The following is a 21,560-nucleotide window of genomic DNA, read 5'->3' as shown; positions in this document are numbered from 1 at the left end:
AGATGATCGAGGAGCTTGATGCAAAAGAGAGTGTGGAATTGTTGGCGATTTAGTAACGATACATGGCTCATCTTATAGAGTTTAGAATGTGCATCAACATTGGCTATGTATCATTGGTAATAAAATCAAAAAAGCTGCTGCCTGCATGTTACAGACGGCAGCTTTGATAACTTGCCTTAATTATTACCTTTTACCTTTATCATAAATTTCACCTAATGCTCGCCAGTCTGATTTTTTCTATCCATCAACTTAATGTATTCATCTAAATAGACCTTTTCTGCATCTGATGCTCTATCCAATGTATTCATAGCGCGGTGCCATGATGGATAAATAGGATCCAGTGCGGTTAAGTCATTAATTTGTGAGATATCGTCGTTTGTTAATTTCAAATTATATGATTCAATATTCTCATGTAACTGTTCTTTAGTTCTTGGAGACAAGATAATTGAATCTACATTTGGTCGATCTCGTAACCATGCAAGAACAACTTGCGGTACTGTCGCTTTATGTTTATACGCAACATCTTGCAATAAATCGATTAGATTATAAAACAAATCCGGATTTTTAATATATGTTTCCGGCCAGCCATTCCCTTGTCTTGTACCAGGTTCAAACATTTTGTTTCTTGTAAATCTGCCAGTAAGCAGACCCTCACCAAGTGGAGACCTAATACTATTAGCAATGCCCAATTCTTTACCCGCCGGCAAAATTTCGTACTCTGCTTCACGAGATTCCGGTGTGTAGTAGATTTGCTGTGCAATTGGCGGTATCATATTATTTTCTACTGCCCATGTATGTGTCTTCGCAAGCGCCCAGCCGTTGTAATCGGATACTCCCCAATGACGAATTTTCCCTTTTTTAATTAAGTCATTCATCTCTTGGACCGTTTCACTAACGTCTACTTGACCATCCCAACAATGCACATAATATAAATCAATATAGTCCGTACCTAGTCTTTTTAATAGCGCATCTATCGATGAATCAACATTGATTAAAGCTCCTGTATCGGTTGGTTTATCTATCAGCTGAAATCCTTTTTTACTGCTGATGATCATATCCTGGCGTTTATCTCTAATCGCTTGGCCAAAAATAACTTCTGCATCACCTTTCGCATACATATTTGCTGTATCAAAATGGTTGATGCCTTGGTCCAGTGCATAATCCACCATATAATTTGCTGTTGCCTGATCCATGGCAGCTGCTTCTTCCAGGCCGTTTGTACTGAACATTACCGTTCCCAAAGCATATTTAGAAACATTCAAATCTGAATTCCCAAATAAATTATAATCCATGATCATCCCTCCTATGCATTGTATTTCCCATGTTCCCTATTAAATAAAACATTCTACAGCCCTTTCTTGATATATTGCATAATTTTAGTTATAGATTGAGTCCGTTAAAAAGAGCTATTTAGTAATCTTCGTATTACCGCTGAAATCCTTTGCGGTAGATGAGGGAGTCAAAAAAATAGTTGATTAATACAAAAATTCGGGTAAGAAAAAATAGGTGACATGTTGCATGGGGGTAATGAACGAACGAGCAACCCCTTTCGCTGTTAAATCCAATCGTCGGAAGGAAGTGTTTGAGTTGAGTAAAAAGAAAGAAATCAAAAAGTTAAAAGATCATGCATTTGCTGATCTTTGTTTAATCGAAAAAGAATTTCAGCAAATTGTAAAAAATACTTCGAATAAATCAGGAGCTTTTAAATGGGTGGATCTATTGAGTGATTATGAATTGGAAGAATTTTATGGACGCCGTAGGGACAGAAAATATGCAACACTCACAGTTGAGTTGTATTCTTTAACTGAACAACTGCTAAAAGACATCTATAAAGTTTATTTTAAGGATAAATATAAAAATAAGTCCGATATTAATATAATTCTTGATTTAGAGAGGAAATTGGGAGATTACTTAACTTTTAAGAATAATACTAAATTATTGGCGAATCTCAGAAGTTGTATCGTGCATGAAGAATTCTCTTTAAAGTCTGCAAGAAAAAAGATAAATATCAAAAAGAAAAATAGAATTTTATTCAAACAATTGATGAAAGATGTTGATCTGTATATAGAAAATATAGAATTGAAATAATGTCATGACCCTTTATTTAAAGCAGCATTTTTCTCCGGTTCGAATTAATATATCCACTACAAATCACAAACCTTAAATGAAAAGGTCAGCCAGAAAGTACTGGTCGACCTATTTCATGAGAGTATTCGTTAAAACAAAAAACCTTCAATTTTAATAACTGAAGGTTGATTGCATCTTCTATTGAGTTTTCTCTAAATTACTTTACGTCCCAGGAGGACATATAAGGAGCCTTATGTATCAACGCTTTATCCTATCTTTGTACACCTTTTGTGCACTTAATATATTATTTTTAAAAATATTTATAGATAAAGCACCTTTAAACTAATACTAACTTCTCCCCTGGAACATCTATAATTGTATTCCCAATTCGCACACGATAAAACTCTAAATATTTATCAATAATTTCCCCTACCTCTAATATTGTGGATGGCAATGATAAATGAAATCATATTTATCTTGATAAAACGATAAAAACCACCTTTTTTTGGAGGTGGTCTTTTTTATTTCTTAAAATCAATAATCTCACGTATATCCTCAACATTTAACGCTACAGCAATTTTACATATCGCCTGTTTTGGAATCCGTTCAATCTGATTGTTCACTAATTCGGAAATCGTTCGAGTTGTTAATCCCGTCATTTCAGATAGCTGATACTGTTTTATATTTCGCTCTTTTAGAAGCTGCTTTAACTTAATTTCAATTTCCACAGTGATCACTCCAAAATAAAATTTTTCTTTTTCAGGAATATTTTAATTACGGCACGCGTAATATTACATCAAACGTAATATAACAGATTGATTAACAGATCCACTAACAATTTAAATACCACCCCATAACTTCTACCTGTTATATACGAAATCCTTTATTTCCAAGTATTTAGTTTTTGTTTTACGAATAACAGATTGCTGCAACTCTTACTACGTAAGAGAACCCGTGGGCACACAAAGTTGAAGGAAGGAGAGGTTAAATGATTTTTGAAATTTTAACGACTTCGATTTTTGGAGGAATTGCCGCAACTGCATTTTTTAAAAAGCAAGGCATGACGACAAATGAAAGCGGAAAAATTCAACGCATCATCTCATTGAGTGGTTTGAATGTAAAAGATGGTTCTAACACATTAACAACTCAATTGATCCGTAAAAAGAAACATGATTGGGGATGGGAATATAAATATCGGATTCCTTTAGGTCGTTCATTTGATGATTATGTAGCTAAATTCCGAACACTGGAGGATGGTATTAATAATAGAAGGAAACGGATTTCATTTGCGGATTTGAAAGGTTTACAGTTCGATTCGAAGATTACTGATCAACTAAAAGAATTGTGGAAGGCCAAACTGACCGAACGAAAGGAAATTGAATTGGATTTTGATGGATTGCTGATTATACGAGTGTATGACAAACCACTTCCTCAGCAAGTCGCTTACACACCAGGCATTGATTGGAAAGTACCTGTTGGATTAACACGAGATAAAAACGCCTTTCGCTACCATGATTTTGAACGCATTCCGCATTTAGTGCTTGGCGGTGCTACTCGATACGGTAAAAGTAATTTCCTCAATTCGTTAATTGTAAGTTTACTGAAAAGCAATCCAGAACATGTTCGGTTTTTCCACATCGATTTAAAAGGCGGTATTGAGCTTTGTGATTATGAATCGATTAAACAAACATTATCAATCGCATACGAGCCAGAAGAGACCCTCCACACATTACAGACAGCTTATTTGAAAATGAGGGAAGTTCAGCAGCTAGTTAAAAGCAAAGGTAAAAAGAATGTACAGGAAGCTAATATTAAGGAACGATATTTTGTCATTGTGGATGAAGTCGGTGAGTTGAATCCCCAAGAAGCTGTGACATCTGGAGAAAAACGACTAAAACAAGAATGCCAAACGATTATGTCTCAAATTGCCCGTTTAGGTGCCGGCCTAGGCTTCCGTTTAATTGTCGCTACTCAATACCCTACTGGCGATGTAATACCTCGACAAGTAAAGCAAAACAGCGATGCTAAACTATCGTTTCGGGTACAATCAGCAACGGCTTCGAGGGTCGTATTAGATGAATCTGGAGCCGAACTTCTTCCACAGGTTAGAGGCAGAGCAATATACCAAACGGCCGATAAACGTGAAATTTTACAAACGCCATTAATTACTTCTGATATTATCCATGAAACAATTTCCCCTCACATTGTTAAGAAGGAGGATGACTTTGAAAGTCCAACAGTTAAGTCAACGGAACGAACAAATACTGTTACTTTTGAAGAAATTTGATTTCCTTACTCGTGATCAATTAGCCGCTTATTTTAAGTTAGGTAAAATTTGCAATACAAATAGAGTACTTAGAAATTTATCGGATTACTTAATATGTGTACGTGATGGGTACCAATCGATTTATTATTTAAATAAAAACGGCCGTGAATATGTGGATTGTGAAAAGGTCCGTAAAAAAGGCGGCCATGTGCAGCACGTAGTTATGCGGAATGAAATATGGCTACATTTCAAATGCCCAAAGGATTGGCGAAATGAAGTAAAAATATCGGATGATAAAACGTCTGTTATTGCAGATGCGGTATTCACCCGTAATGGCTTTTATCACTTTTTAGAAGTCGATAATTTACAAAGCATGAAAGAAAATCGAGCGAAAATTAACCGTTATAAAGAGCTTTCAAATAGCCTTGAAAAACAATTCGGCTATTTCCCTACACTTGTATGGTTAACAACTACCGAGCACCGCAGAAAGCAGTTAGAGAGCGCATGTAATGGTCTGAATTTCAAGGTGTTCACTATTAACGATATTCAATAAGAGGAGGAAATTAAATGTTCTTCAATAAGAATAAAACAAAGGTTGTTCCTGCAGGTGAGTTTACGGATTATTCGGAGCGTTTTGAGGACCTGGAGAAAATGCGAGTTGAACAAGGTTATGCAACGAAAAAGGATGTAGTCGTTATGGCATCGATTCCAGTGTTAGGGGCTGCCGGATATGCCATGTATCAAAGCACTAAAAAGGCGAGTGAAGTCGTTGCAACAACGCCTATTACTGAATCGATAAACGTATTGCAACATTCACCATTCCCAGAGCCTTCCACACTGACAGAAGCATATACACCATTAGTTGTTAATGCGATTCCTCAACAAACTGGATTCATTGCAGATAAATCATTAGAAACACTCGCAACAATTTTAGATCCGATGGTTCAAATTATGGTAGCCATTTCATTCCCTATAGCAAGTGTAATTATGATTGGTGCCTGTTTCTTCTTCATGTTCGGTAATAGCGAAAGAGCTTGGAACATGATTATGAATGCAGGGCTTGGTTATGTGTTAATTCAATTGTCACCGTTATTCTTGGATATTCTAAGAGAAGTTGGCGAAGCTGTTTAATAATATGGTAACATTATGGAAATTACTATTTAGGAGGATTTGGAATGAACACAATTGAAGAAACAATTAAAATGGCTGGATTCGGGAAGAAGAAAGCAATAGCAGGGCAGATTAAATTATTCGAGGATCGCTTATCGAATGAAGGCGAATCATTATTAGGTGTGTGCGCTTCTAAGGATTTGAAAACACAATTGTATGTAACAGATAAACGTGTAATATTGCATGAAGTAAAAGGCTTATTATCGAACGCCGAAAAGAGTATTCCACTTGGTAACATTACCTCTATCGACATTGATTCATCATTTGTATTCTCTACATTAAAAATCACAACGTCAGGCAATGCTGCAGTCATTGACGGTGTATCAATTGCAATTGCAAATGAAATCAAAGCAATTATTGAACATTTAAAAACTGAAGATAAAAAACCGGAACATAAAGTTAAAACAGATACTGCAAACGAACTTCGTGAATTAAAAGGCTTGTTGGACGATGGGATTTTAACACAAGATGAATTTGATGCGAAGAAGAAACAATTGCTTGGTATATAAAGAATGAGCCCTCCACAACTGATCTGTGGAAGGCTTTTTAATTTAGATTCAACAATCGTTCAATTTCCTTCATTGTATGGTTACGTAAAGCATAATTCATATAGCGCAATTCGGCTGAAAGTCCACGTTCTACAAAGGTATAAACCGTAACTGTGTCATCTAGCCTTTTTTCTTCTTGCTTACGCAAACCGATTTTACCCATTTCATTTTTCAATGCTAATAATTCATCTTTTGCTTTTCTAATGGCCTGTTCAAAGAATTTATCCATGACATCCTTCATCTTAAACGCTTCAGTATGCTGCCGATCTCTTTCAAGTGTGCGTATCATCAATTCAGTAATTATGTATTTGTGAGCTAATTCGCGATCAATAGTATTTAACACAGCCTCCACCTCATACTTATCATAACCATTTTTGGGCAAATAAAAAATACCCTCCACCATATTATGTGGAAGGCATACTGTGTTTTATCCATCACGCAAAGTGAATAGCCAATTCACTACTTATAATATAGTGAAATTAAAATTGTTCGTCAAACTTTTGATGTATTAAGAATTGCCGCAGCTGCTAATACTAAAATTTCATCATTGGTAATTGTACGATTGTTTAATTTATCTAGCCATGATTTGTGCATACCCTCGGCAATTGCATAATTCACAAGGATTTCACGTTGCGCTTTACTTTCCAGAATACTTTTCGCAAGATCATTTAAAGATGGACTATTAATATCCAATTTACGCGCCCCCTTGTCCTCCACAATTGAAGAAGTTGTGGAAGGCTTTAGTGATTTCCCAACTGCTTTTGCTAATTCGTTTGCAATGGCACGACATATTTTATCAAAGTCTCTACGGTATAATGCTACGTCTACTGTGTCATTAACAAAGCATACCTCAATTAAGTAGCAAGGTTTATTTGTACCTTTTAATAATCCTAAGTCAGTACGAATTTTAACTCCACGATTTTTCAAACCCGAAACATTTGCAATTGCATCCGTAATCTTTTGTGCAACTGCTTTATTTTTATCGCTGTATACAAGTGTTTCGGTACCAATCCCTTTGCTATGCGTACCGACCGACGAATTAAAATGAATACTCACATCAATCTCACGATCGGTTTTATTATGCATTGCGATTAACCACGGTATATTTTGCTTTGCTGACTTACTGACATTATCCTCAATGTAGTTAGTTGTAATACCTGATGCACGTAATATCGCTGTTACTTCTTTAGCTACCCGAATATTTTCTTCACCTTCATCAATTAAGCCGAGTGCTCCAGTACGCTTCCCGTAATGTCCACCGGAAATAGTAATCATTTACGCTCATCCTTTGCTACTTTAGTTAAATCGAATAAGCCACATGCGGACAAACCAGCAATTGCACCAGCAACAACCATTGTGTAGTAATCATAATCAGCAAACGGTGTAACAATAATGGCCACAAAAATACCGGTTACAATGGATGTAATCGGCAAGTAGCGAATCGGAACATTTGTAGTTCTTTTAAATACCTCAATAAAGGCTGTTACTAAAATCGTAATCGATGCTGCGATAATAAATAATGTTGTTAAATCCATAACATTTCCCTCCTATTTAAATAAAGCCATGAATCCCGCGATAATTGTCACAATACCTCCACTACCAATCGCACCGTATAGGGCCACAGTTGCTTTATCTTTATTGTCCAACTTTTTGATGGCAATTTCTTTTTTTGCCTGCGCTTCAAATTCCATTTGCTTTAATGCGTGATCGGCGAAAGGTTTGAGTAGGTCCCGTGTTTCCTTGCCATCTTTCATAACGGTTACTTCCACATCTTTTTGCCCTTTTTGCAGATTGGTCATTTCCGCTTTAAAGCTTGTCATTTCCTGCTTGAAATCTAAATGTTCTTTTTCTAGTACTTCTATTCGTGGTAAGATGTTTTGATTGATCGCCACATCGTGTTCTCCCACTTTTTGGAATGCTTCTTGCATGGATGTCACCTCCGGCATCCTCATTTCCCCCAATCCATTGGCAATATAAAAGCCCTCCACAGATAATTGTGGAAGGCAGTACGTTAGATATCTACTGATTCTCTTATTTCAATTATTGCATTTTCTAATGAATACGATGCTTCAACCGCTTCGTCATTTGTGCGATGTTGCGTTTGGATGTATCTCATAATGTTATACAATTCCTCAATCATTTCATCGTCGTTTTTGTAATTTTTCATGCTGTTCCCTCCTTGATGCAACCTAATCATAACAAACAAGAAGAAAAAAGGCATAAAAATTAACGCTAGCCGATTGACTGCGTTTAAATTCCTTCTGTATTCTCTAAAATGTAATTCTCGACAGCTTCTCGATAATCTGGATTTGTAATATCATCTAGAACGTAAATTTCACCCGTCTTTGGATTTAAACCACCGTTCATAATTCTTTCTGCTGCGATTCTTACTACTACTGGATTTACATTTGTCATTATAGAATCCCTCCAACTTCATTTTCTGCTTGTAATAATAGTGCATCTTCTAATTCCCGAATACGTTTCTCTTCTTCTGACTCTTGATAAATAGAAACTATTACAGGTTGACCATTTTCAACCGAGACGATTTCATGTGTCATAGGGTCAAAGTTATCAAAACCAATGTCCAGGTATTCTAGTTGTTCAATCGGTTGTCGTTCAATCCCACCAAACACTCTATGCAATGTAGCCACCAGATTTCCATTTGCTGCATCATAAAAGACGCGCGTTCCTGTTTTGTCCAATCATATAACCTCCTTTTATTACCCAAATGCCCACCAAGTTACAGCAGTACCTCCGGAAGGATAAGTATTGGCTGTCGTTGCGTTGATTCGGAAACCGCCTACTCGTAGTACCGTACTTCCGTATGTTTCATCAACATAATCAGTAGATCCACTCAAATCCCGTGCCGAAGTCTCCCCCATACCCACACTACCAGGATAAAACGCATCCGCTTTAATGTACTGAGTAGACCATAGATAAGCACTTCCTAATGCTCGAGTTAGTATAACTTTAGGCGTAAAACCGAAAGTACCTGCAGGTACATCTAAAACTACTTGCACATTGGGGCTAGAACCTGTTGCCATTTTATAACCAGAAGAAGCCAATTGCCGAATGTTATTTGCCATATTCGCGAACGTTTCAACAGGGCTTGTATAAACCCCTCCGTCAGAAATGGCGCTCGCTATGGCAGATTTACCATTACTGACAGATTGAAAAAGGTCTTGTTGTATTGCAGTTGTTGGTGCCGCTGAATTGTAAAATGACCCACCGTTAAAACGCTGTAACATCTGGAATGCTGTCGTTCCGCGCGTGTTTAAAAGTAGATTAAATTTCAGTGTTATCAGGTCGTTATATGTCCTCTTGTAAACTTTCACAAGAACAGTTCTTGTCTCTGGTCTGTGTTCAAAATCTACATAGAAATTGGCCGCGAAGCGGGAACTCATTTGCAGGATTTTAAAATCGAGCCCGAATTGTGATGAAGGACCTGTCGCTTGTGCGTTAATGCCTATTTCCACCAGAACCCTAGCCCCGCCAGACGATGCAGAGTAACCAGCGATTTCTATTTCTAGTACTCCCCAAATCCCTCCCTCTGGTACTACCATGGCTGTCTCCCATAGTTCTGGTCCGCCGCCAGACCAACTTATTGTTGGAAAAACCCTTGAGGCATAACTACTACCAATGTTCATGATGGTATTTGTAGCTGAATATGTCGCTGGTTGTAGTGCCGTATCCCATTTAGTACGTTCTTGCGATGTAATATGAGCTGTTTTATCGCCCGAATGTTTAATAAATTCTGTTTCTAATTCACTTAATTCTTGCTCAATTTGTGTTAAATTCGTTACAAAAATCTGTGTTTTGTCATCTACATATTTACGACTAGCAACAATGACATTTGGATCTACAACCATTGTTACATTACTTGTATTGGCTACTTCTAAAATAGCTTTCAAAGACAAGTCCTTCGTGCTTCCCTGAGATAATACTGGTTTATACGTTTCTGGAACTTTACCTATTGCAAATAGATTGCCATCTCCATCAAAAATGCCTAGTTCACGAATGGTGAAACCTCCGGCTGTTGCTGGAATAAATCCTTCAATATTCAACCAATTAGGATTAGTGAAGTCTGCTGCTACAGAAGCTATTGGGCCTCGCCATACTTCTTTCTTTAGGGCTGTAGCTGTTTGAGATGGTGTGTAATACGATCCGTTACCATCACCGACTGCCAGTTGCGTTAAATTAACAGTGCTGTTACTGATTTGAGCATTTGCTAACTTCGCTAACCCAACATTGGTGAGAACCATATAGAATTCACTCATTTAATTACCTCCTTCGTACGGGTAAATGACTGTTGAATCTACATTGATTTGAGCAGTTTTTACCGATTGTTTTATGTTTACAATGATTTCGTCGACTGACCAAGGATAAATTGTCAGCGCTTCTCCACCAATAATTAAAGTGCCTACATAATATTTAGCACGATTGGTTAATTTCGCGATGATACTTTCAATCCAAGTGGATTTACGTTTGTAAATCATGATTAATCTCTCGAGCATATTAATTGTGCCTTCATCAAGACCTCTTTCAGAAACATCTAAAATGACTCGAATATACCCCGGAACTCCACCGTATTCATTCCACTCTTGAACTTCTCCGGTTACATTTAATATTTTCATTATTTCTTCAAGTGCACCAATCGTCCCTTTGATTCGCTTCAACACAGATGCATTAGCCAACAGCTTTCTTTTTTCATCTAGCGTTAACAGATGGTAGTATTCAATGACTTTTTCTGCAGCAAGAAAATCTAATATTTCTTCAGGAGCATTTGATGGATTCCATATATCAGCCATTGTTTCCGCTTCTTCATAAGCCAATTTCAATTCATATTCCACTGCATTCATTAATGCATTCGTGTATATATCATCATTTAAACTGTGAGGCAATAGTTTTCTCAGGACCTGCTCATGATTTAATTGAATCATTCGCTAAAACCCCCGAACACTAATTGTTCCGATCCCGCTTGCGCCACACTTTTATGGTCGATTTCAATAAACATTAATGAGTCAATATTTACTCGAGAAGCACCAGCAGTTTTCAACCGTGCTACCAATTCACTTAAATCGACGTCACGGCCCATCTTACTTCGTTGCCATATTAAATAATCATTGTAAGCTTGTTGAACATTTGCTTGAATTTTATTTACCATCGCCGACTTCTCGATACTAATCCAATAGGTTGTATTGGCATCATAAGAAACTAAATCTGGTGCAGATGCTGTGACAACATCTGTCATTGGACGTACTTTCTTTTGATTTACTCTTTCCAAAACTAAGTCTAAATCTGTTTCAGTTGGTAATGTTCCACCCACCATTAATACACGAATATCAACTTTATTTGGCTCAGGTGAATCTACTGAGATATCGATGATGTTTTGTGAAGATGCCTTTGCCCAATATTCATAGCCTAGTTCAGCCCCAGCTGTTGAATATTTATCATCAGCAATCCGAATACGTTCAGCGTATGGCTCATCATCTTCTAATTCAGCACCACCTGAAGTTGTTGTTGTATTTGAAATGGATACGACCCAGTTTTCAGGCTGCACTAAAGTTGTAATCTCTCCAGGCAAGTATCCGTTACCAATAGCGCCTACTTCTGTACATTGCGCTTCAATTTCAAACTCATGAGTTCCTACTGGTATAGCGACTGTTTCAATCGCTTCGAAATATGTGTTGGAAACTAAATATCGCGTACCTTCATTCACAACGAATGTAGACACGCGATTTTCATCTAGTACATATTTAATTATTGTTCTGGCAGCCTTTGGTTCAATTCGTGGTGTATTTGAATTACTGCCTTGATGATCGAGCGCTTCATCTACGGCATAAGATAGAAATGTCTGTTTAATTGCGTGTTCTAAATTATTTCGTTCTAACGATACGAAATAAGCTAACGCTTTTACTGTTACTCGGCGTGGATCTGTATTATCTAAAGTGATTCCCGTTTCATTTTCAATAATAGATAGCATTGATTGTTCTATTATTTCTGGTGCCTTCTGCAACAACTCTAGTCCAGGTAGATTAAATCTAGTCATCAAAATTCACCTTCACTTTAAATTTAATTATTCCTGACTGTGCATCAACAACGGTATCAATACTCTCTACAATAATGGTCGTATCATAGTTATTTAATGCTTGTATTAATGCAGTCGAATTCAATGCGGGGGCAATTTGAATTGGTGCATCCACTGCAGCTTCAAATCCGATTTCACGTGCCAGAACACAGCTATATGCAAAAGAGTTTATAATAAAACGGATATTTTGTAATTTAGCCTTAATACCACTGGCCGAATAATCGATTTCAAATTTGCCACTTTCTATTTCATAGACCACCTTGATCACCCCTTTTTATAATTGCTATATTTCGAATTTGCACCAATGTATTTTCCGTTTCCAATATTGTAAAAACCTGATTTAATTCCATACACTGTATATTTTTGATTTTTTGCAGCCACACCTATTATTTTTGCACTCATGGACGGGCTATTTCGAATGTTAATAGAATTAGCTGTGATTGTAATGGTGCCAGTGGACTTTTTAGTTGCCGGCGCACTCTTATTTTTTTTCGCATTAGCTGTTGAATTGGACGTAGTTGTCTTTTTCAACTTCGTATTATCATTTACGTGTTCCTTTAACGTGACCCTTGCTTCAATTGCTGCAATACGACCTATTCCATCGACATGTTGGAAAGTCTCATCGATTTGACGTATCGAGAAATTATTAACTGATATAGGTTTGTTACCAATCACGAATGGGCTTGTTACACCATTTCTATTTTTCTTTCGTAACTTTTCCATTTCGACTGTTGGATTGATACCCATTTCTGCTCTTAATTTAATCGTAAATGTGAAGTCAAATAAATTACCACCAATAAAGCGCGAACGAGGCTTGTGTATAGATAGTTCGTGATCTTCCCAGCGAGAACTTTCAGAACGAGCTATATCCGACAAGAAAATGCTTTTTTTATCTGAAACTTCAAATACAACATCACCGAAACTTCCTATCGTCGCCATTACATCACCTTCCCTACAACAAATCCGTTTTTGCTATCCTGGTAAACACACAAAACTTCTTCACCATTACGTGGCATCCAAGGGGTTTGTGATTCTGTGATAGGCTGCACGACTTTTAAATCGATAGACATTACATCATCTAGTTCGAAAAATACTTTTACAGTTAATTCCGAAGTATTTACGCTAGAGACCTTACCAACTTTAATCATCAATATCCCTCCAAACATTTCCGTAATGACACACTTTTTGCACTTGGATTGTTAACGACTTGAGTCACAATATATTTACCATCCATAAACCCAAATCCCACAACATTGTACGTGTCTCCGGCATTAATGTGTTTTGTCGTGTGAATAACCATCGTCATAGTTTCAGCATCTTTATTTGCTTCGCGTAACTTCTTTTTGGCCAAGCGATTTGCTTCGGCTGTTGAAGATATCGATTCTTTCAATACAAGCGTTCTAGCTACATCAGGTGGATTCTTAGGAGTAAATGAACCTTGTATGACTTTCTTTTTCTTCGTGTCTTGATGCTTTACAGTACAACTTCTAGCGACACCTGTTAGGTTTGTAGTGAATTCCCAAGTTAAAATTTTATAATCATCGGTAGACTTAAAATCTTTTTTAAAACTGCCTTTGGTTTTATTTTTTTCAAGATCTTCTTCATCTAGCACGACAATTTGTAAATTCGTTATTTTTAAACAAAGACCCCGCTCTTTAGCAAATCGATATAAAAAAGCAATATCGGTTTCATGTTCTTGTTCTACACGATCTATTTTTTCAGTGTCACTGGACTGATAAAAAATCTTCATATTGTTACGTTTGGCAATGTCGCTAAAAATCGTTTTTAGTGTTGCCTTTTCCCAAACTTTTGATTTTTGAGTGCCTTTTAAAGTCGATTTTTGAGGCAATGCACTGGCCTTTAATGTTACTTCCATAGCTGGACCTCGACCTGTAATTTCATCAATTTCAAAACTGCCGATTGCTGTCTTCAATGTAGCCCCGTTAATCTTTTCCACAATTTCAATGGAGAGACTAGATGTTTTTTTAGGGAACCATGACTTTGCCCATTTGTCCGCCACATCTTCTAATACGATTTGTAAATCATCGATCTGGCCAGATAAGTTATCTGTATAACTCCAGTTTTTCAAATGAGGATTAAGCATTTCAGAAATGTTTTGGTTTTTATACTTAACCGATAGATCCTTTCGATAACCTAAAATGTTCATCCGGATTCACTTCCGTCATCATTGTTATCAGTAGTGTCATCCTCATCTACATTTTCCAACCACGGAGGGCGTTCATTATAAATAGATGTATCCACACTTTCCGGAACGTTTAATTTAATATCAGCTTCAAAAAAAACAATGTGACGATATTTATAATTTGCTTCCAAAAGTACAGGATATAAATATTCGCTACCCCAAAGGCGATACGCAATCATATCCCAGGTATCGCCTTGTGTTGTTATATAACTATTCATAATTTAAACGCCCCCCTGCAGATGGAATCGATGCGGCATTAATACGACTAGCATAACTATCAAGTGCTTGTCGTACTCTGTCGCTTGCTAACTTGATGCCATATAAACCTTCTGTAAGCCATCCCACGCCCATTTCACTTGTAGTCGACAAAAGGGTCATATGTTGGTTTAAAGAGGTCACGTGGCCCTGCAATGTGGTCATATCTGTATTGAAAGTTGTTACTGTTGTAGCGGTAGTATTAATTTGTGTTTCTAATTTTGTAATTGAAGCATTCACTTGTGCAACTTCTGGTGTTTTTGTTGAACTAACAGTTGTTTCACTTGCTGAAGGTTTCCTAACAGAATCAACAACTTTACCAGATGCATATTTTCCTCCGATATATCCGCCGAATCCACCGATTAGACCACCTAAAGCTGTCCCAATACCAGGTGCAATTGCCGTGCCGATTGCAGCACCCAATTTTGCGCCACCAAGACCAGCAGCAATTCCTCCGGTGGCTTGCCCTGTCGCCTTGACTTTGTCATCTGACCTTGCAATATTAACGGCTTCTAAAGTAATTGTTACAGGTAAGGCCGCTTTAGCCGCCACTTTACCAGTGGCGCCTAATATTTTTTTAGCACTTGCTGATTTAATAAATGATGGTTTCGCTACTTTACTAACAGCAGTTGGTGTTGTAGCTACAGTTGGCGCACTTACTACCGGTGGTGTTTTTGGCATTATCGGAGCAGGTGCAAGTGATACTGGTTTTGATACAACTGATTTGCTACCTTTTGGAATTTTACTAGCGCCCCACTTGGCCACAGATGCACCGCCTTTTAATAATGCGCCACCACCTAGCATATAAGCCGCTGCACCTAATCCAATAGCTCCTGCCACATTACCATCTGCTACACTTGCAACAGCACTGGTTGCAGCACCAGTGAAAGCTGAAATCCATGCTTTACCTGCAATTTCTCCCGTTTTAACAAAAACTTTATCTAATGCTTCCCCACCTTCACCGCTCATCCAATTCTCAACTTTATCAATTGCTGTATCAAGCATGTATACGAGCTTATCACCTAAATCCATTTTTTCAAATTCGGCTGATTTTGCTAAAGCAGATTCATATTGAGCAAGTGCATCTGGATCCATGGCAATGGCTGCATTATATTCAGGCTTTTTTGTACCTAATGGAGCAAGAATATCTTCTACACCATTCGCAATGCTTGAACCAATGCGAGTAATATCATCCGTATTTTCCGAAATGAAATCACTTACGCCTACAAAGGCTTTTTGTAGGACAGGTAAAATCGGTGTCGCTAATTGAATTTGCATGGTTTCCCAAGCACCGGATAGTTCTTCTTTGGCACCGGCAAAGTTGTCTTTCATAATTGCTGCACTAGCAGCTGCAGAGCCTTCACTATCACGCAATGATTTAGTCATGGCATCAATTTTTTCTGGTCCAGCTTCAACTAAAGCTAAGAAGCCGGATACTGCTTCAGTTCCTACTAATTTTGCTAAAGTAGCCACCTTATCTGCATCAGTCATATGCTCTGTAGCCTTAGATAAATCCCGAATCATATTAGCTAAGCTTTTGGCGTTACCTTTATTATCAGTAATGGAAAAACCTAGCTTTTTCATCATTTTTTCCTGTGCTTTTGCAGGATTGTTAAGTGCTAATAATGATGCACGTAAAGCAGTACCTGCGTTACTACCTTCTAATCCCGAATCAGTCATGATACCGGCCGCTGCTGAAACCTCTTCTAAAGAAATACCTAATGCAGCTGCTGGAGCACCTGCGTATTTAAACATTTGAGCTAAGTCATCTACACCTGCAGCAGAAACGTTAGCTGACATCGCTAAAATATCTGCCACTTTTGAGGCTTCTTTTGCTTCTAGCCCCCATACATTAATTGCAGTGGCTACTGTATCGGAAACTAAAGCTAAGTCTTCACCCGATGCTTCGGCACCTGCAATAATTCCAGGCATTGACCCAATAATTTGATTTACTTCAAAACCCTTTGCTGCCAGTTCATCCATTGCAACTGTCACTTCTGAGGCAGATAAGCTTGTAGAAGCCCCCAGTTCTAAAGCAATGTCGCGTAAGCCTTTCATTTCTGTAGCAGTAGCCATTGTCTTCGCTTGAACACCGGATAGACCTTTTTCAAAATCAGCTGCAACATTCAAAGAACCAATCGCCATTGAAGCAGCACCTGCTGCCGCTGTTACGGCCGCTATACCTGCAACCATTTTGGTTGTATCAAACGATTTTGATAAGGATTGTGAAACATTACGAGTGGTATTCATTTTACTTTCTAATCGATTTAATTGCTGACGAGCATCCTTTATGGACTCGTTATACTGCTCTTGTGTTATTTTGCCTGATTTCAAAGCTCGATCTAACTGACGCATTTCTTGTTTGACCAATTTAGCACTGTTTTTTAGATCATCAACATTCCCACTTGCCCGCTTAAATGCAGTATCTAGTGAACTGGATACATCGCCACCAATTTTTAAAACCATTTCAAATGATTTAGCCATCGTTTATTTCACCTCCATCGTTGATTGCAATTAACCATAAATAAAGCTCAAGTAAGCTTTTACGTTCCCAATACTGGATACCGTCACTGCTTCCTTGAGCTAAATTAAACAATCGTTTCCTAAAAATTATAGAAACCTTACTTTCGGCTCCTATAACCCAATGAAAAAATTTCGTGTTGTCATGATCACTTCTAAAAAGTCTACTGCATTTAATTTTCTTAAATCATCCGCAATGATACCACTCGCTCTAGAAGACAATAATAAAAGAGCATCGTGATCATGAATGGTACTAAAACCAGTCGTAATCCCTGATGCTCTTAACTCCATATCAATTGCTAAAATGTCTGCGCCTGTCATGCCTTCATAGTTTAGATCGATTTTATCAATGATTGAATCATCAATTTTTAATGGCTTTTTCAAATTCACGGTTTTTTGGAACTTATTCTCGTTCATTGTGTTATCCCCCTATGACATCCCAAGTGCAGCACGAAGGCCTTTTAACTGATCTTCGCCATTCACTTTATAAATGTAGTTTAATTTATCTAACTCTACCATTGTTACTCCATTACGTTCAATCTTGATATACGTAACTTCAATTTCTGTACTACCTTCATAGCCTTGACCTTTAGCTACTTTACCGAAATCATTTTTCGTTGCTTTACCTCGTACAAAGACACGTTGAGGGACGAATTTACTTTCCCCCTGAGTTGTATCGTGTTCCTGGTTAGCGACACGAGCATCGATTGTTAAATTACCTGTTTGCAAGAAAGTTGTAATTTCATCTGTAATCATTGTCCAATTGATGACAAACTTCATAGAACTAAACTGACCAAAGATAGGGATTTCAATCTCCCCTAAAATACCTGCAGCATTTACTGATTCCGTTAATGCATCAAAGGAAGGCAATTGTAAGTCTCCAATCCCTCGTAATTCAGGCTTTTGATTTACGTAAATCTTATAATCATTAATTTTTTCTGGAAAATTAGCCATTTACATTTCCTCCTATTCTGCCAATGTATTGTAATAATTTAAGTCCACTTCGATATCAAAAGTTAAATCTTCGGCAGGTGTAGGCTCTGCTACATAGACTTTAAATACAACTTTTCCAGAAGCTAATTGTTCTGGTGGATTTAAATTAGCAAGATACTCCACGCGACCACCCAATAAAATACCATCTGTTGTTAACCCGTTGAACCACATATTGAATGTCGATACTATTTGGTCAATCAGACGACGATTTGTCGGATCATCTAAATACGTCCATGCTGTTAAAACAATCGTATTACTAATCCAGTTATGCGTCATACGTGTTGAAATAAATGTATCTTTCACATCTGTATTGAATGGGAATGCTCCAGTACGGTTACCCCAAATTTTATGCCCGGCAATAAAGTTTAGAATTGTTGTGATTCCCTGAGAATTTAAGTACTCGGCTTCGTCCGGGCCTAAAGCTACTTGTGTACCATCTGCTAAAACAGCAGCATTAACCGGAATCGATTTATTTGATGGGCTCACATGTGGTGCATCGTGGTTTTCTGATGACAACTTAGCAATACGTGCTCCGATTAAAGTCGATAAATGGAATTGAACGCCATCCATCGAACCTTTTGGCCACAATGGAACTTCTTTTGTGCCAGTATATCCGTTATCATTTTTCCATTGTGTTACATCTGTATATTTCTTTACAGTATTCGTATCAACATCGAGTGGAGTGAACGCTTTGAAATATGAGTTAATTGTTTGAGATTTTGCGCGTAATACAGCAGCAATGGTTGGGATGGATGAATATTTAGGGACAATAATTTGGCCAGGAACTAAACCATAACGAGGGAAAACTTCGTTAACCAGTTCAAGTCCTTTTTTCGTTCCTGTATCTACATCCGTACCACCGATAATGTCTGCGTTAGTTACCATTGTCGGGTCCAAAACATCGTATGTTACATGAACAGATGTTAAAGAAGCCATTGCCCCGCCTGCTATAGCAGCAATTGCAATGTGCCCTTTATCATCAAATGAAACAACATAATCTTGGTTTTCGATTAGTGCATCACCAGCGATAGAAGGTTTTACGACTAAGTTTGGCAATAAGATGCCTTCTTTATTGATTGTAGCTACTTTATTTTCAACGTTAGCCTCTGCTGTCTCGCTTTTTTTATGACGAGCCGGATCTAATACGTTAATTAAGACCAGTGGAGCTACAGCAACCAAATCAAAGTTAACGAAAATCGCTTCGGATAGCGTATATTTTTCGAAATCTGTTGATGACCCAAAAGCTTGTATTGCTTCATCTTTGCTATACACCAGTACAGGTTTATTAATACTCGATAAATCTTTTGCAGTATTGATTGGAGCTGTACCTACGATTACTTGAAGTGTCGACGTTGCGACGGTAGGTGCAGAAACTCCAGTAGGTGTTTCAAATACGCTTACACCATGACGGAATGCCATTATGCATTACCTCCCAATAAAATAGTTTTTGCTTTTTCATAAGTTACCGATGCAGCCGTACCCTTTACTTTCCGGTCTTTTTCAAATGCATCAAGTTCTTCTGGTGAAATGAACATTGAATTTAAAACCGGATTTTCTTTTAGAAGAGATTCTAATTGTTTAGGATATCCTCCAATGTACGAAGAATATTGTCGAATAGACTTTGTACTTGGACCCACATAAATTAACAGTTGTGGAGCCTCATCTTTTTTATTGATTCTAGCCAAGTATATCGCTCCTTTCTTGTGCTACACCTGGCCCTTCGAAGTCTAAAGAAATGACCCCGTGCCAAAATGGATGTAGTTGCTCTTCGAATAACTTACTTTTAATATCATCTTTTAAAGTAAAAGATTTAATGACATTCTTTATAATCAGATAACGCTTAATCTCTGTCATTAAGCGTAGTACATCTCGCCAACCGTCTACGCTACGATCAAAAACACCCACAATAATTTGTAAGTTATATGTGACAGATTCATGGGTCTTTTCGTCATCTGATAAATATTGCACGATTACAAACGGATAGTCTTCTGGAATATCCTCTTCCTCATCTTCATACTCTTTTTCAGGTAAATAACCTGAATATACAGATGGAGGTTTTGATATTGTGCCTTTCTTGGTTTGAAAATCAAAATTCTTTAACTTTTCAGCTAGAAAACTGCGAATTTCATCTACTAAAGAAACTGCGTCCATATTTTCATCCACCTATCAAACGTTTTAATTCATGTTCTGCACGTTTCCCTAATTCTGTTCTTCCTTTTTCCTCTAACGTTTTTACAATATCTTCATTGGCTAACATCTGTGCTGCAGATGGACCAAACGAACCTTGTATTGGAAGTCGATTTTTAGAAACCCGAGTATAAATATTCAAACCGTTTTTTGCTGAAACAAAGAACGCACTGCCGATTTTCTTTTTTGCGCCCTTTTTAACAGCTACTCTAATATTCGGACGTTGTTTAGGAGATCCAGGAGAATATGCAAATTGAGTTAATTTTAATGGTGATCCTTCAGATTTGATAGTTGCTTCTAAATTTCCAGCCGATGCCTTAGTTGTACTTATAGTACTAGCGAAATCTCTACTTTTTACAGTGTACATTTCGCGTACACTTCGACCGGCTTGAGTTTTTACGGTAGCTGCAGTTCGGTTTATTGCTCTGGAAAGAACACCTGGTATAGCTTTAGGTGTATTATTCAGTTCACGAATTATCCGATCGGCGTGTTGGAGACTAATATCAATCATATTAATTACACCTCATTTGCCTGCAATTTGATTGTCAGCATACCAGTATCAACATCTGAATGAACAACGTTGTATAATCTGTCATCTAAAGTTATACGAGCGCCATTTCGCGGCTTTGAAATGAGTCCTGCTTGAACCCGAACTGTTTTATCTGCAAAATAAACATCTTTCGTGACAAGTGAATGTTCTTTTTCAAGATTGGACGACTTGTTATTTTCGTCATCCTCAACTATCATTAAAACTTCTTTCCCTTGCCACACATGCAAATCTGCAAATTCATCACCATTAAAAAAGACTTTGCCTACATCTTGCGTGACAAAGTCTTTAAACGATTTTTTCATCATTTATCACCACTAATCTTCTAATTGATCTAAGAAATAATCTTGTTTCTCATTTTCAACGATTAATGCGATTAATTTTGCTTTTCCCAGATTAGCTGCAAACGTCAATCCGACTTCTTTTGCACCTTCTTTTAATTCATCCAGTTCAAAGTTTGTATCTAAAATTTCATTAATGGTTTCTTCTCCAGGTGGGGTTGCCCCATCAAGTTTTTTATCTTGACCTGTTTGATCAGGAATAATTTCAGATTCATCTTCCTTTACTGCTTTAGAAACAACATCTAAAAAGAGCAGTCGTTTTGCAGACTGCTCATCTAAAATTTCAGCATCGATAAAATCACCTTTTTTATAGCGCTCACCGTCATGGCGGAGAGGCGATTTAACTAAATAACCTTTCACAAAAATCCCTCCGAT

Annotated in this window: 31 protein-coding genes; 5 read left to right on the top strand and 26 right to left on the bottom strand. The window is 37.5% G+C overall.

Annotation, left to right across the window (positions count from 1 at the left end):
• Positions 1-212: 212 nt before the first annotated feature.
• Complete coding sequence (locus ABS917_RS05575) at positions 213-1,292, bottom strand: aldo/keto reductase (RefSeq protein WP_350478064.1); 1,080 nt, start codon at positions 1,290-1,292, stop codon at positions 213-215.
• A gap of 226 nt (positions 1,293-1,518) precedes the next feature.
• Here ABS917_RS05575 and ABS917_RS05570 point away from each other — a divergent pair, with 226 nt between their 5' ends.
• On the top strand, positions 1,519-2,088 hold the full coding sequence (locus ABS917_RS05570; RefSeq protein WP_350478063.1) for a nucleoside-diphosphate sugar epimerase: 570 nt from the start codon (positions 1,519-1,521) through the stop codon (positions 2,086-2,088).
• A gap of 500 nt (positions 2,089-2,588) precedes the next feature.
• Here the strand turns inward: ABS917_RS05570 and ABS917_RS05565 are convergent, their stop codons facing one another.
• Positions 2,589-2,795, bottom strand: coding sequence for a helix-turn-helix domain-containing protein (locus ABS917_RS05565; protein WP_350478062.1), 207 nt, complete (start codon positions 2,793-2,795; stop codon positions 2,589-2,591).
• A gap of 260 nt (positions 2,796-3,055) precedes the next feature.
• Between ABS917_RS05565 and ABS917_RS05560 the strand changes: the two genes are divergently transcribed.
• The 4 genes from ABS917_RS05560 to ABS917_RS05545 are packed head-to-tail and all read left to right on the top strand — an operon-like array spanning position 3,056 to position 6,012.
• Positions 3,056-4,354 carry an FtsK/SpoIIIE domain-containing protein gene (locus tag ABS917_RS05560; RefSeq protein ID WP_350478061.1) on the top strand — a complete coding sequence of 433 codons (1,299 nt, stop codon included), beginning with the start codon at positions 3,056-3,058 and terminating at the stop codon, positions 4,352-4,354.
• Positions 4,293-4,886 (top strand): replication-relaxation family protein, encoded by a 594-nt coding sequence (locus ABS917_RS05555; protein WP_350478060.1) that lies wholly within the window; start codon positions 4,293-4,295, stop codon positions 4,884-4,886. Before ABS917_RS05560 ends, ABS917_RS05555 begins: the two co-directional genes overlap by 62 nt.
• Positions 4,887-4,900: 14 nt before the next feature.
• Positions 4,901-5,464 (top strand): hypothetical protein, encoded by a 564-nt coding sequence (locus ABS917_RS05550; protein WP_350478059.1) that lies wholly within the window; start codon positions 4,901-4,903, stop codon positions 5,462-5,464.
• Between the two features lie 44 nt (positions 5,465-5,508).
• A complete protein-coding gene (locus ABS917_RS05545) occupies positions 5,509-6,012 on the top strand; it encodes an SHOCT domain-containing protein (protein WP_350478058.1) in 504 nt (167 codons plus the stop codon).
• 37 nt (positions 6,013-6,049) lie between these two features.
• Here the strand turns inward: ABS917_RS05545 and ABS917_RS05540 are convergent, their stop codons facing one another.
• The 24 genes from ABS917_RS05540 to ABS917_RS05425 form a co-directional block, all read right to left on the bottom strand.
• Positions 6,050-6,433, bottom strand: coding sequence for a YhjD family protein (locus ABS917_RS05540; protein ID WP_350478057.1), 384 nt, complete (start codon positions 6,431-6,433; stop codon positions 6,050-6,052).
• Between the two features lie 110 nt (positions 6,434-6,543).
• Entirely contained in the window at positions 6,544-7,326 is a 783-nt protein-coding gene (locus ABS917_RS05535) for an N-acetylmuramoyl-L-alanine amidase (protein WP_350478056.1), read from the bottom strand.
• Positions 7,323-7,586 (bottom strand): holin, encoded by a 264-nt coding sequence (locus ABS917_RS05530; protein ID WP_350478055.1) that lies wholly within the window; start codon positions 7,584-7,586, stop codon positions 7,323-7,325. The genes ABS917_RS05535 and ABS917_RS05530 overlap by 4 nt, the downstream gene beginning before the upstream one ends.
• Before the next feature lie 12 nt (positions 7,587-7,598).
• Entirely contained in the window at positions 7,599-7,997 is a 399-nt protein-coding gene (locus tag ABS917_RS05525; protein ID WP_350478054.1) for a hypothetical protein, read from the bottom strand.
• 65 nt (positions 7,998-8,062) lie between these two features.
• A complete protein-coding gene (locus tag ABS917_RS05520) occupies positions 8,063-8,218 on the bottom strand; it encodes a hypothetical protein (RefSeq protein ID WP_350478053.1) in 156 nt (51 codons plus the stop codon).
• An 83-nt stretch (positions 8,219-8,301) separates the two neighbouring features.
• On the bottom strand, positions 8,302-8,466 hold the full coding sequence (locus tag ABS917_RS05515) for a hypothetical protein (protein ID WP_350478052.1): 165 nt from the start codon (positions 8,464-8,466) through the stop codon (positions 8,302-8,304).
• Positions 8,466-8,753: a hypothetical protein gene (locus tag ABS917_RS05510; protein ID WP_350478051.1), complete on the bottom strand. Its 288-nt coding sequence runs from the start codon at positions 8,751-8,753 to the stop codon at positions 8,466-8,468. Before ABS917_RS05510 ends, ABS917_RS05515 begins: the two co-directional genes overlap by 1 nt.
• 18 nt (positions 8,754-8,771) lie before the next feature.
• The gene (locus tag ABS917_RS05505) at positions 8,772-10,328 is read right to left on the bottom strand and encodes a phage tail protein (protein WP_350478050.1); all 1,557 of its coding nucleotides are present in this window, start codon (positions 10,326-10,328) and stop codon (positions 8,772-8,774) included.
• The gene (locus tag ABS917_RS05500; RefSeq protein WP_350478049.1) at positions 10,329-10,991 is read right to left on the bottom strand and encodes a phage tail protein I; all 663 of its coding nucleotides are present in this window, start codon (positions 10,989-10,991) and stop codon (positions 10,329-10,331) included.
• Positions 10,988-12,100 (bottom strand): baseplate J/gp47 family protein, encoded by a 1,113-nt coding sequence (locus ABS917_RS05495; RefSeq protein ID WP_350478048.1) that lies wholly within the window; start codon positions 12,098-12,100, stop codon positions 10,988-10,990. The genes ABS917_RS05500 and ABS917_RS05495 overlap by 4 nt, the downstream gene beginning before the upstream one ends.
• Positions 12,093-12,398: a hypothetical protein gene (locus ABS917_RS05490; protein WP_350478047.1), complete on the bottom strand. Its 306-nt coding sequence runs from the start codon at positions 12,396-12,398 to the stop codon at positions 12,093-12,095. Before ABS917_RS05490 ends, ABS917_RS05495 begins: the two co-directional genes overlap by 8 nt.
• 5 nt (positions 12,399-12,403) lie before the next feature.
• Complete coding sequence (locus ABS917_RS05485; protein WP_350478046.1) at positions 12,404-13,078, bottom strand: phage tail protein; 675 nt, start codon at positions 13,076-13,078, stop codon at positions 12,404-12,406.
• Entirely contained in the window at positions 13,078-13,287 is a 210-nt protein-coding gene (locus ABS917_RS05480) for a hypothetical protein (RefSeq protein WP_350478045.1), read from the bottom strand. Before ABS917_RS05480 ends, ABS917_RS05485 begins: the two co-directional genes overlap by 1 nt.
• Positions 13,287-14,306 (bottom strand): phage late control D family protein, encoded by a 1,020-nt coding sequence (locus ABS917_RS05475; protein ID WP_350478044.1) that lies wholly within the window; start codon positions 14,304-14,306, stop codon positions 13,287-13,289. The genes ABS917_RS05480 and ABS917_RS05475 overlap by 1 nt, the downstream gene beginning before the upstream one ends.
• Entirely contained in the window at positions 14,303-14,560 is a 258-nt protein-coding gene (locus tag ABS917_RS05470; protein ID WP_350478043.1) for a tail protein X, read from the bottom strand. The genes ABS917_RS05475 and ABS917_RS05470 overlap by 4 nt, the downstream gene beginning before the upstream one ends.
• Positions 14,553-17,081, bottom strand: a complete 2,529-nt coding sequence (locus tag ABS917_RS05465) for a phage tail tape measure protein (RefSeq protein ID WP_350478042.1) — start codon at positions 17,079-17,081, stop codon at positions 14,553-14,555. The genes ABS917_RS05470 and ABS917_RS05465 overlap by 8 nt, the downstream gene beginning before the upstream one ends.
• A gap of 150 nt (positions 17,082-17,231) precedes the next feature.
• Positions 17,232-17,534 carry a hypothetical protein gene (locus ABS917_RS05460; protein WP_350478041.1) on the bottom strand — a complete coding sequence of 101 codons (303 nt, stop codon included), beginning with the start codon at positions 17,532-17,534 and terminating at the stop codon, positions 17,232-17,234.
• 12 nt (positions 17,535-17,546) lie between these two features.
• Complete coding sequence (locus ABS917_RS05455; protein WP_350478040.1) at positions 17,547-18,071, bottom strand: phage major tail tube protein; 525 nt, start codon at positions 18,069-18,071, stop codon at positions 17,547-17,549.
• 12 nt (positions 18,072-18,083) lie between these two features.
• Positions 18,084-19,529, bottom strand: a complete 1,446-nt coding sequence (locus tag ABS917_RS05450) for a phage tail sheath family protein (protein WP_350478039.1) — start codon at positions 19,527-19,529, stop codon at positions 18,084-18,086.
• Positions 19,529-19,795 (bottom strand): hypothetical protein, encoded by a 267-nt coding sequence (locus ABS917_RS05445; protein WP_350478038.1) that lies wholly within the window; start codon positions 19,793-19,795, stop codon positions 19,529-19,531. Before ABS917_RS05445 ends, ABS917_RS05450 begins: the two co-directional genes overlap by 1 nt.
• The gene (locus ABS917_RS05440) at positions 19,788-20,261 is read right to left on the bottom strand and encodes a hypothetical protein (RefSeq protein WP_350478037.1); all 474 of its coding nucleotides are present in this window, start codon (positions 20,259-20,261) and stop codon (positions 19,788-19,790) included. The genes ABS917_RS05445 and ABS917_RS05440 overlap by 8 nt, the downstream gene beginning before the upstream one ends.
• 4 nt (positions 20,262-20,265) lie before the next feature.
• Complete coding sequence (locus ABS917_RS05435) at positions 20,266-20,808, bottom strand: phage tail protein (RefSeq protein WP_350478036.1); 543 nt, start codon at positions 20,806-20,808, stop codon at positions 20,266-20,268.
• Positions 20,809-20,813: 5 nt separating this feature from the next.
• Positions 20,814-21,149, bottom strand: a complete 336-nt coding sequence (locus tag ABS917_RS05430; protein ID WP_350478035.1) for a hypothetical protein — start codon at positions 21,147-21,149, stop codon at positions 20,814-20,816.
• 12 nt (positions 21,150-21,161) lie between these two features.
• Positions 21,162-21,545, bottom strand: coding sequence for a hypothetical protein (locus ABS917_RS05425; protein ID WP_350478034.1), 384 nt, complete (start codon positions 21,543-21,545; stop codon positions 21,162-21,164).
• Positions 21,546-21,560: the final 15 nt, after the last annotated feature.

The organism is Solibacillus sp. (assembly GCF_040273735.1).
In the GTDB taxonomy this organism is placed as follows: domain Bacteria; phylum Bacillota; class Bacilli; order Bacillales_A; family Planococcaceae; genus Solibacillus.
The sequence above is the reverse complement of the archived record's forward strand: the minus strand, read 5'-3'. Positions and strand labels throughout refer to the sequence as shown.